This is a genomic window from Hominimerdicola alba 8, from assembly GCF_000178155.2.
Classification (GTDB): domain Bacteria; phylum Bacillota; class Clostridia; order Oscillospirales; family Ruminococcaceae; genus Hominimerdicola; species Hominimerdicola alba_C.
Map to the genome: position 1 here is coordinate 11,682 of NZ_ADKM02000118.1, position 24,240 is coordinate 35,921.

Here is a 24,240-nt window from a genome sequence, read left to right on the forward strand (position 1 = left end):
GTCATTCTCACGGAGTTTCTTTTTGCTATAAGAAGAATTTCAAATAAACAAATGCCGCAGCCTCAGCAAAAAAGATAATAGGCAGCCCCACCGAAAACTTTGGCTTTCGGGTCTTGTGATGAAATACCACCATACCCATCAGCCCGCCGACTATGCCCAATACCGCCGACAGCACAAGCGTCCTTTCGGATATGCGCCACCTGCCGCCCTTCGCCTTGCCCTTGTCGATGCCGTACATTATGAATACCGCAAGGTTCACTGCACCGTAAACGCATAAAAGCACTTTATCCATTCTTCTTCCTCACTCTCAGCCCCCTGAAAAAAACCGACAGCGCCGCCGCACATTCCTCTTCAAGTACGCCGCCCACACATTCGGGCTTGTGATTGTACGGCAGACCAAACAGGTCTACCACCGACCCGCAGGAACCCGCCTTCTTGTCATATGCACCAAAGACCACCCTCTCGACCCGCGAGTTTATCACCGCCCCCGCACACATGGGACATGGCTCTAAGGTCACAAAAAGTTCGCAGTCTATCAGCCGCCAGCCGCCCAGCTTCCTGCTCGCCTGCTCAATGGCGACTATCTCCGCGTGGGTCAGCGGCGAACGACCGTATTCGCGGCGGTTGAACCCCCTGCCGACTATCTCGCCCGTACTTTTTTTGACCACCACCGCCCCCACAGGGACTTCGTCCTCCTCAGCGGCAAGTGCCGCCAGTTCAAGCGCCTTGCGCATGTACATCTCGTCCCGCGTCATGTCAGGAACCTCATGGAAACTATAGTCATTACGACCGCGCATACGAACCACATCGCCACCGTGTTCGATGACAGCATCAACTCAACCTTTTTGGCAAAAGGCAGTTCCGATTCGTTGCGCTCAATATTGAAACTCCAGCCCTTTCTGCTGTTCAGCCTTGAATAAACCACCAGCGCACCCGCGCATATGACCATATACACAGCTATCGTCAGTATCCGCCCCGTTGCAGAACTAATTATGCCCACAAATACCAGCAGATAGTTCACCGTAGTTGAAACCGAGTGCATCAGTATCGCAGTTACTATCGAACCGGAACGCACCGTGAACATGCCGATGACCACCGAGCAGAGCATCGCATAGCCCATATAAGAAAGGTCGTAAAAACTCAGCCCGCATGCCACCGCAGCCACCACCACCGCAAAGGAATCACCAAACTGCCTGAAACTCTGCAAGACCAGTCCGCGAAAGAATATCTCACACAGCACAGGCAGCAAAATGCAGTTGTACACCAGCGACAGCAGTACCGCCTTTGCATCACGGCTGTTGAACATGTAGATGTATATGCTGTCTACCTTGACGACCCCCAGAATGTGAGAAAGCAGCGTGTTCGACAGCCGCCCGACGACGATTATCATAAGCATTATGATAACTGCATTGAACTTGAAAGAACCCGTTGCAGTGGCGTTGCCCTTTGGCAGAGCCACTTTCAGCGGCAGTTTAGTCCGCATGTGGTAAACAACTATCGCCGTGATATACTTTACCACACTCACGCCCATGAACAGCACGCAGACCGAAAACGGCATATCTCCCAGCGTGCTGCGCTCAGAAAAGTATATCACATTTGCAGGCACATCAAGGTCAAAGTACACAGCCATCAGAAAATTTATCACATCAAACATCAGCATGACCAGCATTACAGCCCCCAACAGCCTCAGACAGTTGTGCAGTGTTGCGGATTCTGCTGTGTCAGCACCGCGCTTTATGTAGCCGCGCCCCGCCATGTACGAATGTTCGCGTGAATCATGTACATAGTTGAACGAATACTGATTGCTCTCATCACTTCTCCACTTGAAGTATGCTTCTTCATACTCCTCGTTCTGGTTCTGATATGTGCGCTCTCTCGCGACATTGCGCACAAATTCCTTATCTTTTTTTGACGACATCGGTTCACCTCCGATTGTTTTTACTGCTATCCCCCGCCCCATCAGCGATATGTTATCGGGATATCCGTAACATTTTTTAAAAGCAATTTCTGCCTATATATTTTATATTGTGGTTATCCCGCTGACACACCACAAAAACGGCGTTTTTACGAACTTAAGGTGGTTGGCGTATATCTTTCCCCCGCCACAGGCGGGGGAAAGATATGGGGCGCTCAATTATCCTTTTGTTTACAGCATTTTCAGCTGGTGTGCTAAAGGGATATTCATATTTTATATTATAACACACTCCGCCCCGTTTGTCACTACCTTTTCGGCGTTTTTAACGATTATTTCACAGGTATAATGCACCGAACATGTGCATATAATTATATCAAAGGGGGCTTGTACTATGAAAGAAAACATTCAGTGTGCGGTAGTGCTGGCAGTGTGTCTTGCACTGATACCCTGCCTTGCCTTTGTAAAAAAAGCCCGCGCCGCGCCCGCCGACTTCACCGTTGGCGTTTACCTTACGGCAGAAGGCAAAGTCGAAGAATACCCGCTGGCAGACTACGTGACAGGTGCAGTCCTTGCCCAGATCCCCGCAGACTTCGACGAAGAAGCACTGAAAGCACAGGCAGTCCTCGCCCGCACCTACATAATGCGCCGCTATGCCGACGAACTTGACTCCCCCACGCCGTCACTTCACGGTGCGCTGATAAGCGACGACGACCGTATCTACCAGAGTTTTTACACCCCACAGCAGGCAGAAGACTTCTACAGTGACAGCTATGACACAGCCCGCACCCGCGTTGAAAAAGCAGTCCGCGCCGCCCCGGAGATACTCACCTACAAGGACGAACCCGTAACAGCGGCTTACCACTCGGCATCATCGGGCAGCACCGAGAGCGCCTTTACCGCATGGGGCGTTGATATCCCTTACCTGCAAGCGGTCGAAAGCGCCACCGATGCCGAACTTGACGGCATCGAAACTAAGCTGACCCTCTCCGCCGATGAACTTCGCAGCACCGTCAGCGAACAGCTCGGCATTACCCTCACAGGTCAGCCCGAAAGCTGGCTGGAAACCGCCGCCAACGAGCGCGGCTATGTCACCGAAGTCACCCTCTGCGGCAGCAAAACTAATGTCCGACAATTCACTGCCGCTCTGGGCATAGCATCACCCTGCTTCACCTTTGAGATGTCCGACAGCAAGTTCACATTCACCTCTCGCGGCTTCGGTCATCTTGTGGGACTCAGCCAGTACGGTGCAAACTCAATGGCAGAAACAGGCAGCAGCTACCGCGAGATTCTCTCCCACTATTTCAAAGGCTGCAAGCTGAAAACCACCACTCTGCAATAAATCAAAATGTGGTTATCCCGCTGACACACCACAAAAACAGCGGCTATACAGAACTTAAGGTTCTTGGCGTATGGCGCTCAATTATCCTTTTGTTTACCGCATTTTTAGTTGGTGTACTAAAGGGATAGTCATAAATCAAAAAGCAGTGCTGATACATAAGCCATAGTATTTCCGATACAGTTCAGAAAGTACTATGGCTTTTTAAATTATGGTTATCCCGCTGACACACCAAAATAAACGATGTTATATTGGGAACTGAATATAGTTGGCGTTTATCTTTCCCCCGCCTGCGGCGGGGGAAAGATAACATCAACTCAGTATTTCCTTGTTATAAAGGTATTTTTGGATGGTGTGCTAAAGGGATAGTCATATTTTAAATTGACAGCAAAGATATACTGTGCTATAATTATCAGTAACACGACACTATCTTCCACCAAAGGAGTCAATATGAAAACTGATAAGTTTGTATCAAAAGAAGTTATGCGCAGATCGGTCATTTTATTCGATATTATCGAGGGTGCTTTCTCAGTTTCCTTCTTAACACTGAGCCTGGCGCTTATTTTTGATAAAGAGGATCCCGAACGCAGCTGCGGATTTGGCTTATTTATATTTACTATGTGTGTTTTATTTTTGCTTATTCCAAATCTTATTTTCAAATTTATCTGTAAGTTCCGCATGAAAGATACTTTGCTCTGTCAGTTTCTCCCGCTCCTTTCAGGTGCAGCACTGTATGCCCTATATCAGCTCATACCCAAATAGCCCCCAAGTGCCGTAAACACTCAGGGGCTAAACTTTTATATATTCTCTAAAAGAGCCGTTTTTTTGTACTATATTATCCTTTTCATGCAGTATATCCGAGAAATTCATACCACCATACTCCTTCCCCGCAATCTCCCCAAAAAACAAAACAGCCCCCAAGTGCCGTAAACACTCAGGGGCTAAACTTTTATATCTTCTCTAAAGGAGCCGTTTTTTTGTACTATATTATCCTTCTCATGCAGTATATCCGAGAAATTCATACCACCATACTCCTTCCCCGCAATCTCCCCCAAAAACAAAACAGCCCCCAAGTGCCGTAAACACTCAGGGGCTAAACTTTTATATCTTCTCAAAAAGAGCCGTTTTTTTGTACTATATTATCCTTCTCATGCAGTATATCCGAGAAATTCATACCACCATACTCCTTCCCCGCATTCTCCCCAAAAAACAAAACAGCCCCCAAGTGCCGTAAACACTCGGGGGCAGAACTTTTATATCCTCTCTCAAAGAGCCGTTTTTTGTACTATATTATCCTTCTCATGCAGTATATCGGATTGTACTGCGCAAAACTTGCCAGATCCGAGAAGATGATGCCGTCATTGCTGTTCGCAGCATGAACTATCCTTCCGTTGCCGTTGTAGATAGCAACATGATAGATATCATACCCCGACCCGAAAAATACCAGATCGCCCTCCTGCAATTCATCATAGCTTACAGCAGTGCCGTAACCTGCCTGTGAAGATGCCAGATGCGGCAAATTTATGCCTATCTGCGCATAACTCAGCATTACCAGACCTGAACAGTCGGTAGCCCTGAAACTTGAACCTGCCCATACGTAAGCACCGCCCACGTTGCTCCTTGCATAATCCATGACAATGTCTATCTTAGCCTGCCGCGAATCATCAACAGGTGTAGGCTCAGGCTCAGGTTCAACATAAGGTTCTGTCATGCTGACAGGCGGCTCTGTTTCGGTAACAGGCGGCTCAGTCACTATAGGTGCCTCAGTTTCCGTGACCCTCTCAGTGGTCGTTTCGGTAACAGGTTCAGTGACCTGTTCGGTGGTCGTAGCAGTCTTTCTTGTTTCCGCAGGCTTTTCAGTTGTGGTGGTCGTCTTCTTGCCCGACTCAGTCTTTGCAGGAACCTCCGAAACTGCTGTGGTGGTCTTAGCCCTCTCAGTGACGTTCTTCTTCTCTTCCGAACCGCTTTCGGGCGCTTTCCCGTCTTCCGCTGTTGTCCGTGAAGTAGTAGTGGTCTTCTGCTGTTCCTCCAGCTGTGAAGCCCTCAGTTCCAGCGCCGCCTTGTCCAGCGCCAGCGTATCCAGCTTGCCGTCAGCGTCCTCGATTATTTTGGCGAGTTCCTGCTTCTCAGCATTAAGTTCGTCCCTCATTGCCGAATACTGCGAAGTCTGCTCTTTCAGCTTTGCCGCACTTTCCTCTATCTCCGCCTGAACAGCTTCGATGGCACGTTTTTTCTCCATCAACTCGTCCAGAGCATCATTATCATGTTCAGCCACACGCTTGACCAGTTCAAGACGCATCAGCACATCATAAAAATCTGCCGAATTTATCAGCACATTCTCATAAGAAGTTGTGCCGCCAGCCAGATACATAGACTTAAGTCTGCCCATGAACTCATCGCGCAGCTGCTCTATCTCCTCATTCTTGACTTCAAGTTCAGCCCTCGCCTCACGCAGACGGCTGTCCAGCTCGACCATCGCGTCCTCATTTTTCATCAGCTGGTCTTCAACGTTGTCTATCTTAGCCTTTACTGCCGTATATTTAGCTTTCTGTGCTTCAATATCGTCTTTCTGCTTGTCTATCTCAGCCTGAGCCTCTTCTATCTTCTTGTCGAGCGCTTTCTGCTGTGCCTTAAGGCTTTCCAGTTCGCTCTCATATGTATCGGGCTGACGGTCAGCCGCACCGCTGAACGCTGCATCTGCGCCGCCCATGCCGCCCAGTATGCCTACGGTCAGCGCCAGTGTCAGGCACAGAGCCGCAGCCCTCTTGACGGTCGATTTTCCATGTATCATTTTCGGAACTTCCTTTCCGCAGGCGTTAACGACATGCTCCAAGCCGCCTGCCTATTATCTGTATCCTAGATGTCATCGTTTATTGCAAAAGGGCACTGTAACCTTGCTGTAACCCTTTTAACTAATTATACCGAAAATGCCGCCGTTTGTCAAGTTAATATTTTCTGAACACCCTGTTTTCCCCGATTTTTCGCGGTTACAAAACGCCGAAATAATTACATTTCACTTACATTGTGATAACTGCATGAAATTTTGCGGAAGTGCCTTTTCGTCCGTTTACAACTGCTTTCGGCAGACTTTTCCCCGCGTCCATCAGTTCACGGTTTCTTCCCTATCACCGATATGATCTCACTGTCACCCGCCTGCGGGAACAAACTGCGCACCCGCTCAAATATCCTCTCCCACGAAGTTTCGGGGCTTTCACCGTAAGCCGAAGTCACATGCTCATATCCCCATATCGCTTCGGGCGGAGTCAGTACCGACACCGCCATGCCGTACTCGCCGCCTTTCTTGTTTCTGCGTCTGCGAAACTCTGCCGTGACAAGATAAGTCTGCATCATCAGCCCCGCAGTTATGCCGGGAAAATTCTTCTCGCCGCCCTTGCCGAAGCCGCACAGCTTTTTCAGCTCGGTGGAAAGTATATCCTTGTTATCAAAGACAGCTTCGCCGTCCTCATCGCGGTCAACCAGCCTGTCCATTATCAGCTTTTCACGGTGATTTGCCAGACCATCTTCATACCGCGCATCAAAGTCGTAGCCGCCGCGCCTGTAATTGGCAAAATACGGAAGCCATTCCGCACTGATGAATCCCGCTCTTCCCCCGAAAAATTTGCCGTAAGCCACTTCATGTTCCCCCGCGATCATCTCACGCCATTTCCACGGGTCATGTTCACGACTGCCCGACCACCAGTATTTCGGAGAAACATGCTCCTCAGCCGAAAAGCCCTCCACTTCCCCCGAAAACAGCGGCAGAAAACCGATCTCCTTTATCAATGCGGTCAGTTCACCACAGGAGCATATCCTCTTCGGGTCGTCCCATCTCAACCCGCGCATTATCCATTCGCCGTTGATAGTTTCCATACCTCACATCACCTTTCTTTCTGCCTATTATACCACACGCCGCCCCCGCTTTCATCACTTTTTTCTTAATATCCCAATTTGGTTGTGTATTGTTCCCCCGCCGAAGGCGGGGGAACAATACACAAGAACAGCCATTTTGTATCATCAGCAATACACATCAAAATTGGGAATTCTTAATTCTCCCCGCTTTACTTTTGAGATGTTATGTGTTATAATCTACTATGGTCATTACGCTTGTACACTGTACTAAACAGCCTTTCAGCGTAAATCAACAATGGTCGAGACTGTCTTTCTCCCCCAAAAACGCCTGTATATCAAAGAAAAAACGTGTTTACACCATCTTTCGCCCGCAGTATAAAAGCCGCTCGATGTAATCTGTTAACTTTACAGCCGCAATTCATGAACCCACTTCCATTTCATGTGCAGAAAGAACAAAAATGCAGACATCGGCTTGTGCATAAAAATGATTTTTGGAATTTGCCGATGTGCTATAATTTTATGACTATCCCTTTAGCACAACGGCTGAAAATACGGTAAAAAAGATATACGCCAACCAATTTAGTTTTCGTAAAACCGCTGTTTTTACGGTGTGTCAGCGGATAACCACGTAATTTATTACGTTCTCCCCCAAAAACGCCTGTATATCAAAGAAAAAAACGTGTTGACACCATCTTTCGCCCGCAGTTTAAAAGCCGCTCGATGTGATCTGTTAACTTTACAGTCGCAATTCATGATCCCACTTCCACTTCATGTGCAGAAAGAACAAAAATGCAGACATCGGCTTGTGCATAAAAATGATTTTGTGATCTGCCGATGTGTTATAATTTTATGACCATCCCTTTAGCACAACGGCTGAAAATACGGTAAAAAAAGATATACGCCAACCAATTTAGTTTTCGTAAAACCGCTGTTTTTATGTTGTGTCAGCCGTATAACCACGTAATTTATTACGTTCTCCCCCAAAAACGCCTGTATATCAAAGAAAAAACGTGTTTACACCATCTTTCACCCGCAGTATAAAAGCCGCTCGATGTGATCTGTCAGCTTTACAGCCGCAATTCATGATCCCACTTCCATTTCATGTGCAGAAAGAACAAAAATGCAAACATCGGCTTGTGCAGCAATATGATTTTTGATTTATTTAAGACATATTTTATTAAAAGTTGTACAAAAACGTACAACTTTTGACTGTTTTTCGCTGTTAGCAGGAGAGTATGAACGCTGTTCGCCGCCCCTATCGGAACTACGGTACGACTATCGGCAGGAACACTCCTGTATTCCCCGCAGCAGCTTGAAAACGCACCCGACATGTTAGACGAAGAACTCTCGCACCCCACCGCCTCTGCCCACGCCACAGCGCATAAGAGGGGCAGACGCCGAAACGCGGTGTAATGACGAAGTTTAAAAGCGCAAGACCCTGTACGGGCACTTCCCGACCGTTCCGACATCTGACATGAACGGCGCTTCATATCACAATAACACTCAAAAGTGTTTTTTACCACGCCTGCGCAGGCGGAAGAAATCATCACAGCGCATTTAAATATTCTTATCCCATAACAAAATTTAGTTTACTCACGGAGGTCAATATATGAAGATGATTGCAAAGATACATACCGATCTTCCCACAAAATTCGGTCTGCCGCGCCAAAGCGGTCTGGTGGAAGAACTGGAAGGGCTGATAGTCTTTGAGCCTGCCTACCGCGACCCCGAAGCACTGCGCGGCATCGAGGGCTTTTCTCACCTCTGGCTGATATGGGAATTTTCAGAGGCAAAGCGCACCACATGGTCACCCACAGTCCGTCCCCCAAGACTGGGCGGCAATAAGCGCATGGGCGTTTTTGCCACGCGGTCGCCGTTCCGCCCCAATCCCATCGGGCTTTCCTGCGTTAAACTTCTGGGCGTTGAAAAGACCCCCGATAACGGCACTGTTCTGCGTGTCGGCGGTGCCGATCTGATGGACGGCACTCCGATCTTTGATATAAAACCTTACCTCCCGCTGGCTGACTGCAAGCCCGATGCAACAGGCGGCTTTGCGGCTGAAAAAGCAGGCTACTCCCTTAAAGTTGACTTTCCTGCCGAACTGCTGGCAAAAGTCCCGACTGATAAGCACGCCGCCCTCAAAGCACTGCTTGCACAGGACCCCCGCCCCGCTTATCAGCACGACCCGTCCCGCATATATGGTTTCGGTTTTGCGGGGCTGGAAGTCCGTTTCCGCGTTGAGGACAACACCCTGCATGTCACCGAAATAGAATATCAAATGATCTGAACGCAGTACACGGAGGAAAAAGAATGATAAAATTACACTTTTTCGCCTGCGTATGCAGTATATTGAATATCAAAACGTGATTATCCCGCTGACACACCACAAAAACGGCGGTTTTACAGAACTTAAGGTGGTTGGCGTATGGTGCTCAATTATCCTTTTGTTTACAGCATTTTCAGCTGGTATGCTAAAGGGATAGTCATATATCGAAAAAGAACTCGGCATCGAGGCAGATGCAGATGACTTTCTAATAAAAAATATCCCTGAACTCAGTCTTGAAGCTGACGACAGCCTGTGTGACTCGGAAGATAATGCACTACACTGTCGATATAACTTCCGACCTGATTTAATATCAATAAAATACAATGCCCCTGAGTGTATCAAAGCACTCAGGGGCAAAACTTTTATATCGTTATCTTTCAAAGCACTTCGGGCTTTTTCGGTATCAGAACTTATCTGTCCGTATATTTACATCATTTCAGCTTTTTTACGCCCTTTACATGCGCCGCTATCTTTGAGATATCGGTAACGTTAACAACGCCATCTCCGTTGACATCTGCCAACTTCTGCATTTCTTCAGACAGTTTCTTGACACCCTTTACATGTGCCGCAACCTTTGAGATATCGGTAACGTTAACAACGCCATCTCCGTTGACATCACCTTTGACCATATCCTTCGGCTGGTCAGGTGTATCTCCCTCCGAAGAATCATCGGTATCGGAAGGATCATCGGGCTTTGATGAAGTATCATCAGGCTTAGACGAAGAATCATCAGGCTTTGATGAAGAATCATCGGGCTTAGACGAAGTATCATCAGGCTTAGACGAAGTATCATCGGGCTTTGATGAGTCATCAGCCTTTATTGTGAACTCTTTGGTCAGCGTGCCGCTATACCTGCCGATACCCTCAACGGTCACCTTAGCAGTTCCCGGTTCAATGTTGCCTGTGTAGGTCACCTTGTAATCTGTGCCCTCAACAAGTTTTGTGTCGCCGTCCATGACAGTGACCGCAGGCTTTATCTCTCTGCCTGTGTACTCAGCATCGTCTGCATCAAGTGTCAGCACACAGCCGTCCATAGTGCGCTCGGTTATGTCGAACTCTGCTGTCATACTGCCTGTATAGTTTTTGATACCCTCTATCTCAATGGTCGCAGTACCTCTCTGAACATTGTTCTTGTAGTTAACATTGAAGTCCTTGCCCTCTGTCAGACCCTTTATGGTAACAGTCGGGGTCTTGGCAGTGCCGTCATACTCAAAGCTGTTCTGCGAAAGTTCAACAGTGTGCTTGGTGATATCGGCAGGCTGTATCTCAAAAGTCTTTGATACCTTTCCGCCGAAGTTGTTCTCGCCAACTATCTCAATGATAGCTGTGCCTGCATCAACGTTCCTGTAGTAGTTTACAGTGTAGTCACTGCTCTTTACGCCTGCTACAGTCACCTTAGGTTCAAAAGCTGTACCGTCATACACATACCTGCCGCTGTCAACGGTTATCTTTGCACTTGAGATCTCAGCCTTGTTTATCTTGAAAGTCTTGATTATCTGACCCTCATAGCCGCCTATACCGTCAATGATGACCTCAGCTGTACCGCAGTTCAGGTTGTTGTTGAATGTCAGGGTGTAGTCCTTATCCTGTGTCAGGTAACCGCCCGCGCTCCTTACCTTTACGGTAGGTGTCTTCTCGGTGCCGTCATATACCACCTGCGAATACTGTACGCTTGCGCTGAATTTCGAGATATCTGTCTTCGAGATATCGAACTTTATCTCGCGCGAGCCCTCATAGCCGCCCAAACCTTCGATGGTCACTATGCCCTTGCCCGCGTTGATGTTGTCAGTCACGGTCATTCTGTAGTCAGTACCCTCTGTCAGGCGTTTGCCGTTGTTGGTCACTGCCACAGCAGGTTCCTTAGCGTTACCGTCATAGTTGAAGCTGTCAGGATTGAGAGTTACCTCCAGTGCGCTGACAGGTGTCTTTTCTATCTCGAAATCAACAGTCTTGGTATTGCCATAGCTGTTCTTGCCCGCGATGACAACACTTGCAACACCTGCATTTACGTTATTCTCGAACTTTACAGTGTAGTCGGTGTTCTCTCTCAGCAGTACGCCGTTATTGTACACCTTTACCTCAGGTTCTTTATCTGTGCCGTCATAGCTGAAACTCTCAGGCGAAAGCACGACATCACAGTTGTTTATGTCAGCCCTGTTGATCTTGAAGACAGTTTCGACAGTTTCAGGGTAGTTTTCAGAACCGACAACTGTTACCTTGCCGTTGCCGACCTTTACATTGTCCTTTACTGTCACTGTGTAGTCCTTGCCCTCAGTAAGAACAGTGCTGCCGCTGCTGACTATTACATCAGGTATCTTAGCCTCGCCGTCATAGTAAAATTCTTCCGGGTCAAGTTCGACCTTCAGCTGTTCAAATACGCTCAGTGTTACGGTGTCGCTGACAGTTCCCCTGCCGTTGGTCACTGTGATATTGACATTTCCTGCCTTCTTGACTGTCACCTTGCCAAGTTCGTCAACTTCTGCCACATCAGTGTTGTCAGATGACCAGTTCAGCTTATCGTCAGCCGCATTGCCCTGTGCATTGGTCTGTGATATTTTCAGCTGATAGGTATTATCACCTGTGGAAACTCTTCTAACATCGAAATCTCTGCCGTTCTTGTCAAGAATATTCAGTTCAGCCGCCGCATCAACGAATATCACTGCACTGCTGTTGGCATTAGCATAGTTCTTTGCAGTGCAGGGTGAAGCACCGTACAGCAGTACTTTTTTGGTTGCGGTCTTTGTCGCAGTGAAAGCGGAAGAACCTATCTTCACATTATAGTTCTTGCCGAAGTCAACAAATTCCAGCAGTCTGCAATTATAGAGCGCCTTATCCTTTATCTCAGCGAGATCCTTGTTCAGTTCAACGCCTTTCAGATAATAAGCCGACATCATCGCGTTGGTGTTGATGGTCTTTACATCATCCGGTATGGTGAATATCTCGTCCTGCTTCATCAGCGGGTAAACGTACAGCACACTGCCGTCCTTGTTGTAAAGCACACCGTCCTTTGAAGAGTAATTCGAGTTCGCATCAGCAACTTCGATGTACTCTATGGGCGTATAGCCGTTATTTACTATGTCTTCTTCCTTAACGGTTAAGTTGAACATGTTCAGCTGTATCACGCTTGCAGTCGATGGGAAGCTGATACGCTGCATGCAGTAGTTGTTAGTGAATGCTCCGCTGCCGATGGTAACTACCTTTTCGGGTATCACATAAACGCCCTCAGGGTCGCTGACAGTACCGAAAGTATGCAGCCTGTAGCAGTTGTTGAAAGCATTTGCATCTATGACAGTAATGGTGTCATCGGGTATAAGCACAGTTTCCAGACCGGTGCAGCCGCTGAACAGATTTTGTGCGATGCTGGGCATGTTAGAACCCGAAAGGTCAGCCCTTACCAGCGAAGTATTGTTCGAGAAAGCACTTCCCTCGATTATGTTTGAACTGCCCGACTTCGCAGGTCTTACTATGGTGATATCCTCCAGAGCACACTTCTCGAAAGCGTTCTTCTTTATTGTTATCAGCGAATTCGGGAAATTGGTCTTGTTGCCGTCATAGTCAGAGGAGAAACGCATCAGCTTTATGCAGCCGCTGAATGCGCTGTCGCCTATCTGTTCCAGCTTTGAACCTTCCTCCCACTGCACGCTCTCCATCAGTGAGCAGCCCTTGAATGCGCTGCTTTCTATCATAGTGATATTTGCGGGGATATAGGCTTCTTTCAGCGCTGCGCAGTTCTCAAACGTTGATACGTTTATTACCGAAAGATTGCTCAGCGCGGGCATGCCGTCAACAGTACGGGGCATTTCTGTAAGGCTCGTGCAGTTCTTGAATGCAGATGCGCCCACCTGACGCACGCTGTCGCTGACCTGAATGCTCTCCAGTGCGGCACAGCCTGCAAATGCGCTATCGGCAATGGTAGAAACATCACCGTTCAGAACTATGTGACCCATGTTCAGGCAGTTCTCGAAAGCACTCTTCTGTACGACCACCAGCTGGTCGGGCAGCGAAACTGTATCGTTCGCCACATTGTTGTAGTTTGAACCTATTATCGACTCACAGCCCTTGAACGCAGCCTCACCTATAACACCGAAGTTGGTATAGCCCTTATTGTCAGTGAGGATATTTATGTACCTGAAACTCTTGCAGCCGTTGAAAGCATTCGACTGAACGCCGCCGCATGTCGCGGGGAACTGCAAAGTATAGTCGTATACCGATGTACCGTCATCGGGTGTCAGTGTTTCCAGCGATGTACAGCCGCTGCATGCGTTATCCATGATAGCGCCCAGCTTCGGTGACACCTTTATATCCTTAAGAGAAGTACAGCCCTGAAGCACGCTCTTGTTCATATAAATGACCCTTGTGGGGAAGTTTATGAATTTAAGCGAGGTACAGCCCTGCATCGCACTCTGTCCCACCGAGATAACATCTGCCAGATATATCTCTGTCAGACCTGTGTCGTTCATAAAGCACTGCGAGGGGACTGTCACCACAGTTTCGGGCAGCTTTACCTTGTCCTTATAGCTGAGCCAGTCATTCTCGGCATTAGCCATATCTGCTCTGGGATATATCGCTATCAGCGGGCAGCCCGAAAATGTTCCGCCGTTGGAAGTATCATCGGGGTCAGGAGTAGAACTGTCTATCGGATGTTCATATTTATATTCTTCATCTTTGTCATTGAAAGAAGTGCTGCCGTCAATATAATTCAGACTGTCAGATACCACCAGTTTCTCCAGCGACTTGCAGTTCTGGAAAGCGCTGCCGCCTATACTGGTAACAGAATCGGGCAGAATTATGGAGTTTAGCACAGTACAGCCTGTAAATGCGCCGGCACCTATCAGTTCGCACTGAGAATTTGTACCAAGCTCGTTGCCGAACCATACTGTCTTAAGGGCAGTACAACCGCTGAAAGTCTGGTTTGGCAGTGCAGGCAGGCTGTCAGGCACGATGAAACTCTGCAATGCAGTGTCGCCGCTGAACACACTTGGACCCATATACTCCAGTCCGTTAGGCAGAGTATTGTGTTCTTCATCGCCGTCAACTATAAGTTCCTGAAGCATGGTATCCTTTGAGAAAGCGCTTGAATAAATGCTTCTGACGATAGTACCGCTGCCGAAGTCAACAGTTTTCAGCATAACATCCGAAGCAAATGCGTTTGCACCGATATTATCCACATAAGTGCCGTCAGCAAAATCTACCCTTGCCAGCTGAGCGCAGCCCGTGAAGGCGTTTGCATCGATAATATCCAGCGTTTTCGGGAAATCAAGTTCTTTCAGCGCTTTGCAGTTTGCAAATGCAGATGTGCCGATGGTCTTTATAACACCGTTGAAGTTTATATGCTCGATGAACGGGCAGCTTGAAAATGAACCGCTGCCGATGGCAGTGACATTGTTCAGCTGTAATGTATTGTCACGGTTGCTGCCGACGAAGTTTGCGCAGCTTGAAAATGCGCTGTTGCCGATGCTGGTTATGCTGTCACCGAACACTGCGTACTGGAGGTTCTTACAGCCTGAGAACAGGCTTGCACCTACCTCGTTTATAAAGCCGTCCTCAAAATATACCTGTGAAAGGTTAACTAACGAACTTAAACTGCCGTCAGACGGCTTTGCGAGAACTATCTTACACTCGTTAAGTTCTACGTGGTCTTCTTCTTTCTGGCTTTTATCCATCTCAGCCTGAAGTTTTGAGAACATCTCGCTCTTGTAGCCTGTGATATCGAAATGTATCTCCTTAGACAGCTTCACATCATCAAAGAACAGCATGGTCGGGGTGAACGTAATGGTCATCTTCGCTGTATCGACACTTGCCGCCATCATTTTATCGGCTGACACCGCCTTGAAACTTGCTGCCTGAACTACTATGGGATTTGCAAAAGGCAATACCTGTGCTATTTCGGGAACAGGTGCCGCACCAAAAGTCATCAGAAGTGCTGCAAGCCCTGCCGCGATCCTTTTCTTGATCATAGATCATCTCTCCTTTATAAAATACTTTTAACCCAACGGATATAAATATCCGTCAACATTATATCATAAATTTAAATTCATTTCAACAATTTGAGCATTTTAAACTTCATCAGAATGCGGAAATTGTAGACATGCACAAACCTTTTCAATATAGAACTTTGTTTTTCACATTTTATTAATATAATTCATAATTATAAAAAATTCCCCCTTTTGCATGCAAAAGGGGGAAGATATCAGCAGCCGAAGCCGCCTTTATTCTGTTCTCAGTGCGATAACAGGGTCTTTCTTTGCCGCTATCCTTGACGGGAACAAGCCTGCCACCAGTGTCAGCAGAATGCTTATCAGCACCAGTATGCCTGCCGCCGCGTAAGGTATAGCCGCACGCATGGGCACTGTCGTCAGGTGTGCGATTATCGCATTTATCGGTATCGTCAGCAGATAGCTGAGTCCTACGCCCAGTATGCCTGCCACCGCGCCCACGATGACAGTTTCCGCATTGAATACGCGGGAGATATCTCTCTTTGAAGCACCGATAGAACGGAGTATACCGATCTCCTTTGTTCTCTCCAGTACCGAGATATATGTGATTATGCCTATCATTATCGAAGATACCACCAGCGAGATAGCAACAAATGCTATCAGCACATAGCTTATGGCGTTTATTATCGAGGTCACGGAAGACATCATAACGCCCACTATATCGGTGTACTCTATCTCGTCAGCTTCTTCGGCATTATCGTTGTACTCGTCTATCAGTTCGATGATGCGTTCTTTCGAGGCAAAATCTTTCGGATAGATATTTATGCTGCTGGGGTTTTCAAGTGTTGCATAGCCGAGCACCACCATGTTAGCGTCATATGTGGTGTTTGAGAACTTGCCGCTGTTCGCCAGCTGGTCGAGGTTCTGCTGAGTAGTCTCGGTTATCATGCCCTGCATCATAGCCAGCTGTTCGTCAGACAGGCTTGCGAGGAACTCCTTCTGTGCATCAGTCAGACCGCCCATGAAATCACCGCTTCCGCTCATAAGCGAACCCATGTCAAGACCGCCCATAGCATTCATGCCCATGTCGGTGAGTTCCTGCATCTGTTCTTTATTGCCGCCCTGAGCCATGTAAGCCGCAGCTTCCTCCTCAGTCATGCCCTCAGGCAGCTGACCTGCCATAAGTGCCGCCAGCTGTTCGTCAGAAAGTTCGGGCATTTCCGCAGCAGGTGCCTCAGCGGACATCTGTGCCATCATCGCCGTAAATTCTTCATCGCTCATGCCCTCAGGCTTTTCGCCCGCCATCAGTGCTGCAAGCTGTTCATCGGAAAGTTCGGGCATACCCGCAGCGGGTGCAGACTGTGTGACAGTTTCCTCAGCAGTAGGTTCTTCCTCTTTCTGAGGTTCTTCAGTTTCCGTGTCTTTCGGCTGTTCGTTCTCTTCGTCATTTTCGCCCTTGAACTTAAGACCGCTGAACACATCGATATCGGGATTTTCCTGCTGTTCCTTGACTATCTCACTGTCCTTGACCTCATTTACAAGGTACTCCATAAGTTCGTGCTTGTAGGCGATGCCGCCGTTGATGGAAGTTGCCGCCGCATCGTCATTGGGTCTTAAGATACCAACAACGCTGACTTCCAGACCCTTATCGACAACATCGACCATGTAATCGTAGTCGTCCTTCATATCCTCCCACACGCCGTCTTTCTTGCGGTAGAAATCTGTGGTGGGAACGACCTTGAATTTCAGGTCGAGCAGTTCATCGTAGGTGTAGCTGTGCTGTTCGTTATTGAGTTTGACCTCTTCGCCTGTGATGGCTTTTCTCACGATGCCGTTTATCTCAGAAGAATCCAGGATACCCAGCGAGTAGAGGATATAGTCGTTTATCTCATTGTACTTATCGACTATCAGCACTGTTTCGCTGTACTTTTCGGGCATGCGTCCTGCGATGATGTCATACTGCGACTTGATCAGGTCATCGTTGTCTATCATTTCATTCCACACATCCATGCCGCGCATCGGACTTCCCTTTGCGCCGCCCATAGACATGCCCATCATCTGTGTTTCGCTGAGGTAGCCCATATCCATCAACACCTGCGAGGGGTTTACCTGATATGCGCCCTCAGAGGTATCAGCCTTGAACACGTTGAGGGTGGTGGCGTAGCCGTACTTGATATCGCTGGTGAGTGTCTTTATCTCCTTGTTCTCATCAAGGAAAGTCTTGAACTTCTCAAGATTGTTGACTTTGGTTTCCTGCATCAGCGTGTTTATCATACGCGCCATCTGGTTCTGCGAGTAGACCTTATCCATATCGTGATCGCGGGAAGCCTCTCTGTCCTCCGCCATCATGCTCATTATCTCACCGACACTGGCAGTGGTCTGTTCGATGGTAAGCGGGTAAGTTGAGAGGGTATCAGACTGCACCTGGTCGATATATACCTGCACGCCGTTGGATATCGAAAGTATCAGCGCGATGCCGATAATACCTATCGAACCCGCGAAGGAGGTGAGCAGTGTGCGCGCCTTTTTGGTCATCAGGTTGTTTCGGCTGAGGCTCAGCGCAGTCAGGAAGTTCATGGAAGTTTTCAGCTTCTTGCGCTCTTTCTTCTTCTCTGCCGCCGACTTCTCTTCATTTACCGCGTTGGCATTGTATGGGTCGGAGTCGTCAGTCACCTTACCGTCCAGCAGTCTGATTATTCTTGAAGAATACTTTTCTGCCAGTTCGGGGTTGTGCGTTACCATGATTATCAGTTTGTCTTTGGAGATGTTTTTCAGTATCTCCATTATCTGCACGCTAGTTTCGGTATCAAGCGCACCTGTAGGCTCATCAGCCAGCAGTATATCGGGGTCATTGACCAGCGCACGCGCTATGGCTACACGCTGCATCTGTCCGCCCGACATCTGGTTCGGCTTTTTGCTGAGCTGGTCACCCAGACCCACCTGTGTCAGCGCATCTATGGCGCGTTTTCTTCTCTCAGCTTTCGGAACGCCCGAAAGTGTCAGCGCCAGTTCGACATTTGCAAGCACCGTCTGGTGAGGTATCAGGTTATAGCTTTGGAAAACAAAGCCTATCGAATGATTTCTGTAGCTGTCCCAGTCAGCGTCCTTGAAATCCTTTGTGGATTTGCCGTTGATGTTCAGGTCGCCGTCTGTGTAGCGGTCAAGTCCGCCGATTATGTTCAGCAGTGTGGTCTTACCGCAGCCCGACTGTCCCAGAATGGACACGAACTCGTTCTCGCGGAAATCGATGCTGACACCTTTGAGCGCCTTGACAGTGGTGTCACCCACCACATAGTTTTTGGTTATCTCCTTTAAGCTAAGCATAGTTCACTCCCTTTTTCTACCATTGACAATAATATCCATATATGTGTGGTCGTACACACCATATTATTATATAACTTATTTATGAATTTGCACAGCGCATATCATGAACGCATTGTTAATTAGCAAACGCCATTTTCCACATGCTGACCTGTCTTTAAGTGCTGCATGACCGCCTGCGGCAAGGGGGGAAAATAAATACGCCGACCACCTTAAGTTATGTAAAACCACCGTTTTTTATGACGTGTCAGCGTGATGACCACACAATAAAAAAGTGCGCAGTCACTCACGGCTGCGCACGATATTCAAGAATTATTCTTCTTCGGGCTTGCCCAAAACAGAAGTCAGCTGCATTATCAGTTCGCTGAAATACCTGTCGCTTACCTCGCCCACCGCCACGGGCTGTGCGCGGTAAAGGTCTGCACCCGGCTTATAGAGTTCCAGCTTGTTTATGGTGACATCTTCGCCCTCAAAGTCGTAGTTGACTATACTTGCACCTGAAAATTCCAGATCAGCCAGCACGCCCTCAGCCAGATAACTGCCGTCAGACTGCTTTGCGCGGCTGCTGACATCTTCGCGCCAGAAATAGTAGAAGAAGCCTGCGTCCTCAGCCTGACCCTTGTACCAGCCCGCTTTTGTCATCTTGCCTATCAGCGAAAGGCTGTTCAGTTCGATACCGTCAAAGCGCATTATCGCATGCGACTTTCTCTCTTCATCGGTCATTCTGTAGACCTTTCTTTCAAGCTGCGGGAAGGGCTGGACTATCTCGTAATCTTCAAGCTGTTCTTTCCACTGAGATATCTGTTCTTCGGTCAGTTCCAGCGGGTGTACAAGACCGATACTGCCGTTTGGCGCAAGTTCGATCTCATCGTCCTCGATACTGTTGAAACTGCCCTCTTCGGTGTATCGGAAAGTTTCTGTCAGCCTGCCGTTCTCGTCATACAGACCCCATATCAGCCCGATGGCAAAACTGTGCATCACCGCATTTTTCACGAACAGGGCGTTCCAGCCCTCCTGCGACCACTTTCTGTCATTCATCAGCACGCTTTCAAGACGCGCTTTCTGGTTGGCGGCAACAGTCTTCAACTGCTTCTTCATCTCCTTGAAGTCTGCCGATGCTGCCGCAGCTTTTTCGGCATCATCATTTACGCCGGGCTTCGGCAGGTTCTTAACCTGTTTGTCGCCGCTGAATATCTGCAATTCGTTGCCTGCCGCCAGATACACCTTGAACTGACGCGGTCCGAAATCGAACTCCCTGCACATGTTCTCGTCAAATCCGAGGTCGGGGACTATCTTATCTGCAAGTTCTTCGGTGGTCAGACCCAGTTCTTCTGCCGCATTTCTCAGGGCTTCTGCCGCCGCGCCGCGCACCATCTTATTCTTGAACTTGCGCGACATGCCGTCAACATTCATAAGCGCTGTGGTACTGCCGCTGAGTGCCATCGCTCTTACAGCTTCGGAAGCTATGGCACCTCTCGAATTTTCGCCCCAGTACTTGATGTAGTGCATAAAGTCATCTACCATAGCGTTGCCGCCGTGTATAGCCGCAAAATAAAGCACCCACTTGGTCTTTGCCTGTGCGCCGTTATCCAGCCACTTGCCGAACACCTCTGCGGCAAATCCTTCAAGACTGCGCTTGTCCAGCTTTTCAGCCAGACTGTTCGCTGTGGGGCTGACACCAAAATTCGTCATAGCCGCATAGCACATCAGCAGTGCTTCGAGATAATTCTTGGGCGCTTCCGTACCGTCTGCATTAGTTACCTCTTTGTGTGCGCCCTCAAAGCACCACGCGACTTTCTTAGCCTTGCCGCCTTTTGTCAGTTCGGCAACTATGTCAACAGGTGCGCCCGAACTTTCCTCCTCAGGCTTCTGTGAAACTGCCGCGCCTATCAGCAGTGCTATCCTGTCCTTTATCTTGGCGGACTTCTCTTTTTCAAGCGCAGCATTCAGCGCATCTTTGTACATCTCAGCGCCCTGCTTTTCTATTACGGAAACAGCCATCTCACGGGCGGCGGATTTCTTTCGGGTCAGCAGTTCTGCGATCTCATCGTGCCAGCCTGTCTGATGACCCAGCAGAGATATCAGTTCGGTCTTGACCGCCTTACTGCTGTCTTCCACCATCGCCATTATCTTCTCTTTATAGCGCTTGGGGTCGTGGTCGAACGCCATTACCGCCATCTGTCTGGCGATTGCGGAAAGGTCTGCCGTTTCCAGTTTTTCCAGTTCTTCGGCATGTTCTGCCAGCGCATCAGCCGCTCTTTTTATCGTTGATTCTTTATCGGAATAGAGTTTTTCGATACAATCAGCCACGCATTCCACCGCAGTATTTACAGGCAGACCTGCCCTGAACAGCATATCAAAGCACTTGTCCTCACGCTTGACCAGATCAAAGCCCGTCACGTCCTTGATGAACCAGTTCTTTGAATAGCCGACATCAGCCTGTATCAGCACTGTGTAGTATCTGCTGAAATAGTCATCTATACCAAGATTTCCGTAGTAGTCTATATCCGTTCTGTTGCATGTGTTCCACTGTGCATTTTTAAGGACTTCCAGTATCTCGGCGGTGTCGATATTGCCGTTAAGATATTCGATGACCTTGTCAGCATCCTGCGGCAGGCACTCTCTTAAAAATTCTTCAATTTTTTCGCTGACCGCAGTGTTGATATCGGGACAGGTCAGACCCAGTTTTTGCAGTGTTTCAGCCATGACCCTGACTGCCGCAACATCTGTCAGACCTTTCAGTGTGTCGGTGAAGAGCGCGGTGCGGTTTTTCGCGATATATGCCAGATGCGATGGGATATCAGCATTATTGTACCTGCCGTTTGCCGCAAGAAAACCTATATATTCCTTGTCGCACAGCTTGTCCGACTTGTCTATCATATCAAGCACCTTGTAGCATTCGCGGCGCACTGCCGTTTCAGCTATTTCCTTTGTGTGGTTTGCCGCCAGTTCGTTGAACTTTGCCAGCATATTTTTGTCAAAGCGTGCCGCTTCGCCAAGTGCCACATGATATGTGACTTTATCATCATACCTCGAAGAAGATGATGCGCCTTTGGGATAATAGGCATCGAGAACCTTGATAATATGCTTTACCACATCACTCTCTTTCTCCGAGAATTCCAGAACCCGCGCATAGAGTATCATGCTCACCCAAGCGTTGTTCTCATATACTATATCGGCTATGTCGGCGGCGTTTTCGGCATCGGTGATTTCATTTATGATTTTGCTCTCCCATGTCTTGCTCTCGCCGCAGACAATGCGCACAGCCTTTCCGCAGAGTTTTGCCTGTTCAGCACCTTTCCATGCGGTCAGCGCTTTCACGAAAAGTTCCGCGCAGAAGTCGGCTTCCCATTTTGTCAGGAAGCTGTCCATAAAGTCAACACTGCGCGTCCTGAATGCCGCCCACAAAAAGCAGAGAAATCTGTTTGTCAGTTCTTCGTTTTTCTGCTTGACTATCTCGACTTTTGCCGCCTGGTGGAACTTGCTCATCACATTGAGATCTATGACAGATACCGAAACTGCTTCCATTTTGTCAAGCAGTGTGTAGTCGGCAGGCTTTTCCATGTCCATAAAAGCCTCAAATACCTTAACATTCTCTTCGGGAAGTCCCTGTTTCACCAGCAGTTTTGCCAGTTTTGACTCCCCTTCCGCGTGGTTTGCAAATATCATTTCAATTACTCCTTTCAATGTCGGCTGTATGCCGTTTGATATGTTGTCCTCAAATTTGTACCGTTATCAGAATGGTGACTGCTCTTCCGTCAGCTTTTCGGGCTGCATCTTTGCCAGCGCACTGATGGTCTGCAAGCGTTTTTCGCCCAGTTCGATATATTCGTACAGCGCTGACATCTTTTGCAGGATACTTCCCGCATCGCCCAACAGACTGTGCCTGTAGGCAGATGCGCCGTCAAGCAGTGCAGAGGTCAGTTCGGCAAGATGTGCCATGCCGCAGTTTTCGGCACGCTTTGTCAGCTTGTCTTCGTCGCGTATCTCAGACCTCAGTCCGCAGTGTACGATGAATGCCAGCGTATTCCTCAGCCGAGTGAACAGACTCAGCAGACGCTCTGCATAGTCACCGAAAGCCTCAGTACCGTCATACTTTTCGGGAAGGAAATACTGCTTGTCATCAAAATAGTCGATAAAATCGTAGATCTCTATGGGGAAGATCGTCAGTTCGCCGTTCTGCACGCTCGCAGTGCCGAGAATGGTGTAATTTGCATCTGTATTCCCGACCATGCGCCGCGCTATCTTTTCAAGCAGTTCGATGAACGATCTGGTTTCTGCGCGGAACTTTGCCTTTACCTTTATGCGGCAGCCCCGCCAGTCCTCTATCTCCATTATGAAATTCTGGCTGTACTTGTCAAAGCGGTGGTAACAGCACTTTGTCGGGTGTATGAAAAACATTCTGTCAGTTTCATACTCGCCCGCTTCGTCAAGTTCTGCGGCTATCTGCCTGAAATCGTCAATTATCAGCTTATGCACCGCAGGGCAGTTAAGGCTTGCTTTAGTCTGGCTTGCGACCTTTGTTTCTGCCGATGATGACAGCTTTTCACCGCTGACTTTCGCGCCCACCAGCACAAGTTTGCTCTTCATCACCGAACTTAACGTTGCACCTAAGTCCCACGGGGACAGCGGCGGCACTCGGCGTGAACGGGTGCTGTCCTCGTAATAAGTCGGGCGCATATCCGATATTGTCAGGAAATCCCCGCCCGATGTCCTGTTCTCGTCAAGGAAATAATATATCTCACCCTTGTACTCACTGCCCGAAACATCACGCGCACCTATCGGCAGAAGGCTCAGTTCACCCGCCAGAGGTTCGTAACTGCGCCGAAATTCGCCCAGCGCTTCTTCTGTCAGCCGACCTTTTTCAAGAGCCGCCAGCAAGGTGTCAGCTTCACAGAGTTTTCTTGCAAATTCGTGGTCACTGAACGATGCACGCCTTTGCAGGTGTGCCGTAAGCAGACCGCCCACCTTGCGCATGACGCGCTCGGCATCTGCCGCTTTAAGACCGTGACAGCGCACCGCCGCCGCTTCGATGCGGGCGGGCATGTCATCGGGCATGCGCACCAGACCGTCTGTCAGTATCTCGCCCAGCAGACCCCTGCAAAGAGATGCGCAGTCATGCACACGCGCTTCGTCCTTATCGGAGAGGTACTTCACCTGCGGCGCGTTAGGTTCTGCCTGCACCTGTTTTACTGCGGGAGTTTCGGCGGGTCGGGGCTTCTCAGTTTTTTCTTCGGGGGCGGGCTTTTCTGCGGGGGCAGGTGCTTCATCTGCGGGTATAACGCCTTTCATAAGCACCAGCGCACCTATTATGTGCCTGCACACCGCCCTTGACGGACAGCTGCATGTGCTGTTTTCAAGAGGTGATCTAAGTGTCACCGTTTCGCCGCCGAAGTTGAGGGTAATGCAGTCATCGCCCTCTTCAAACTCGGCTGTCAGACCCTCTGCGTCCTTGCAGGCGCGTTTGTAAGTGCCTTTATTTGCAAGACCTATCAGCGCATCTTCATCGGCGGCGGCTATCAGCTGTCTTAATTTCTGTACTTTTTCAGTCATACGC

General features: G+C 48.7%; 12 protein-coding genes. 3 read left to right on the forward strand and 9 right to left on the reverse strand.

All coding sequences use genetic code 11. The features are described 5' to 3' along the window. Nucleotides 1-25 precede the first annotated feature (25 nt). From CUS_RS13970 to CUS_RS13980, 3 genes are read right to left on the reverse strand one after another with little or no spacing between them, the layout of a single operon-like run. Entirely contained in the window at nucleotides 26-292 is a 267-nt protein-coding gene (locus CUS_RS13970) for a DUF1294 domain-containing protein (RefSeq protein ID WP_002851886.1), read from the reverse strand. Continuing rightward, nucleotides 285-755, reverse strand: a complete 471-nt coding sequence (tadA, locus tag CUS_RS13975; RefSeq protein WP_002851862.1) for a tRNA adenosine(34) deaminase TadA — start codon at nucleotides 753-755, stop codon at nucleotides 285-287. Before tadA ends, CUS_RS13970 begins: the two co-directional genes overlap by 8 nt. Continuing rightward, nucleotides 752-1,918 carry a CPBP family intramembrane glutamic endopeptidase gene (locus CUS_RS13980; RefSeq protein ID WP_002851845.1) on the reverse strand — a complete coding sequence of 389 codons (1,167 nt, stop codon included), beginning with the start codon at nucleotides 1,916-1,918 and terminating at the stop codon, nucleotides 752-754. Before CUS_RS13980 ends, tadA begins: the two co-directional genes overlap by 4 nt. 388 nt (nucleotides 1,919-2,306) lie before the next feature. Here CUS_RS13980 and CUS_RS13985 point away from each other — a divergent pair, with 388 nt between their 5' ends. Next, nucleotides 2,307-3,254 carry a SpoIID/LytB domain-containing protein gene (locus CUS_RS13985; protein ID WP_002851841.1) on the forward strand — a complete coding sequence of 316 codons (948 nt, stop codon included), beginning with the start codon at nucleotides 2,307-2,309 and terminating at the stop codon, nucleotides 3,252-3,254. Nucleotides 3,255-3,701: 447 nt separating this feature from the next. Beyond that, nucleotides 3,702-4,013: a hypothetical protein gene (locus CUS_RS13990; protein WP_002851853.1), complete on the forward strand. Its 312-nt coding sequence runs from the start codon at nucleotides 3,702-3,704 to the stop codon at nucleotides 4,011-4,013. 523 nt (nucleotides 4,014-4,536) lie between these two features. Here CUS_RS13990 and CUS_RS13995 read toward each other — a convergent pair. Together CUS_RS13995 and CUS_RS14000 are read right to left on the reverse strand one after the other, a co-directional pair. Continuing rightward, complete coding sequence (locus tag CUS_RS13995; RefSeq protein ID WP_002851884.1) at nucleotides 4,537-6,042, reverse strand: C40 family peptidase; 1,506 nt, start codon at nucleotides 6,040-6,042, stop codon at nucleotides 4,537-4,539. 317 nt (nucleotides 6,043-6,359) lie between these two features. Next, on the reverse strand, nucleotides 6,360-7,121 hold the full coding sequence (locus tag CUS_RS14000; protein WP_002851878.1) for an AlkZ-related protein: 762 nt from the start codon (nucleotides 7,119-7,121) through the stop codon (nucleotides 6,360-6,362). 1,588 nt (nucleotides 7,122-8,709) lie between these two features. Between CUS_RS14000 and tsaA the strand changes: the two genes are divergently transcribed. Beyond that, nucleotides 8,710-9,387: a tRNA (N6-threonylcarbamoyladenosine(37)-N6)-methyltransferase TrmO gene (tsaA, locus tag CUS_RS14010; RefSeq protein WP_002851865.1), complete on the forward strand. Its 678-nt coding sequence runs from the start codon at nucleotides 8,710-8,712 to the stop codon at nucleotides 9,385-9,387. Between the two features lie 470 nt (nucleotides 9,388-9,857). Here tsaA and CUS_RS14015 read toward each other — a convergent pair whose 3' ends face one another. The 4 genes from CUS_RS14015 to CUS_RS14030 form a co-directional block, all read right to left on the reverse strand. Continuing rightward, nucleotides 9,858-15,383: a leucine-rich repeat protein gene (locus CUS_RS14015; protein WP_002851839.1), complete on the reverse strand. Its 5,526-nt coding sequence runs from the start codon at nucleotides 15,381-15,383 to the stop codon at nucleotides 9,858-9,860. A 252-nt stretch (nucleotides 15,384-15,635) separates the two neighbouring features. Continuing rightward, nucleotides 15,636-18,686: an ABC transporter ATP-binding protein/permease gene (locus CUS_RS14020; protein WP_002851871.1), complete on the reverse strand. Its 3,051-nt coding sequence runs from the start codon at nucleotides 18,684-18,686 to the stop codon at nucleotides 15,636-15,638. A 309-nt stretch (nucleotides 18,687-18,995) separates the two neighbouring features. Next, on the reverse strand, nucleotides 18,996-22,352 hold the full coding sequence (locus CUS_RS14025; RefSeq protein ID WP_002851844.1) for a DUF4132 domain-containing protein: 3,357 nt from the start codon (nucleotides 22,350-22,352) through the stop codon (nucleotides 18,996-18,998). 66 nt (nucleotides 22,353-22,418) lie between these two features. Continuing rightward, complete coding sequence (locus CUS_RS14030) at nucleotides 22,419-24,236, reverse strand: SWIM zinc finger family protein (protein ID WP_002851879.1); 1,818 nt, start codon at nucleotides 24,234-24,236, stop codon at nucleotides 22,419-22,421. Between the last annotated feature and the right edge of the window lie 4 nt (nucleotides 24,237-24,240).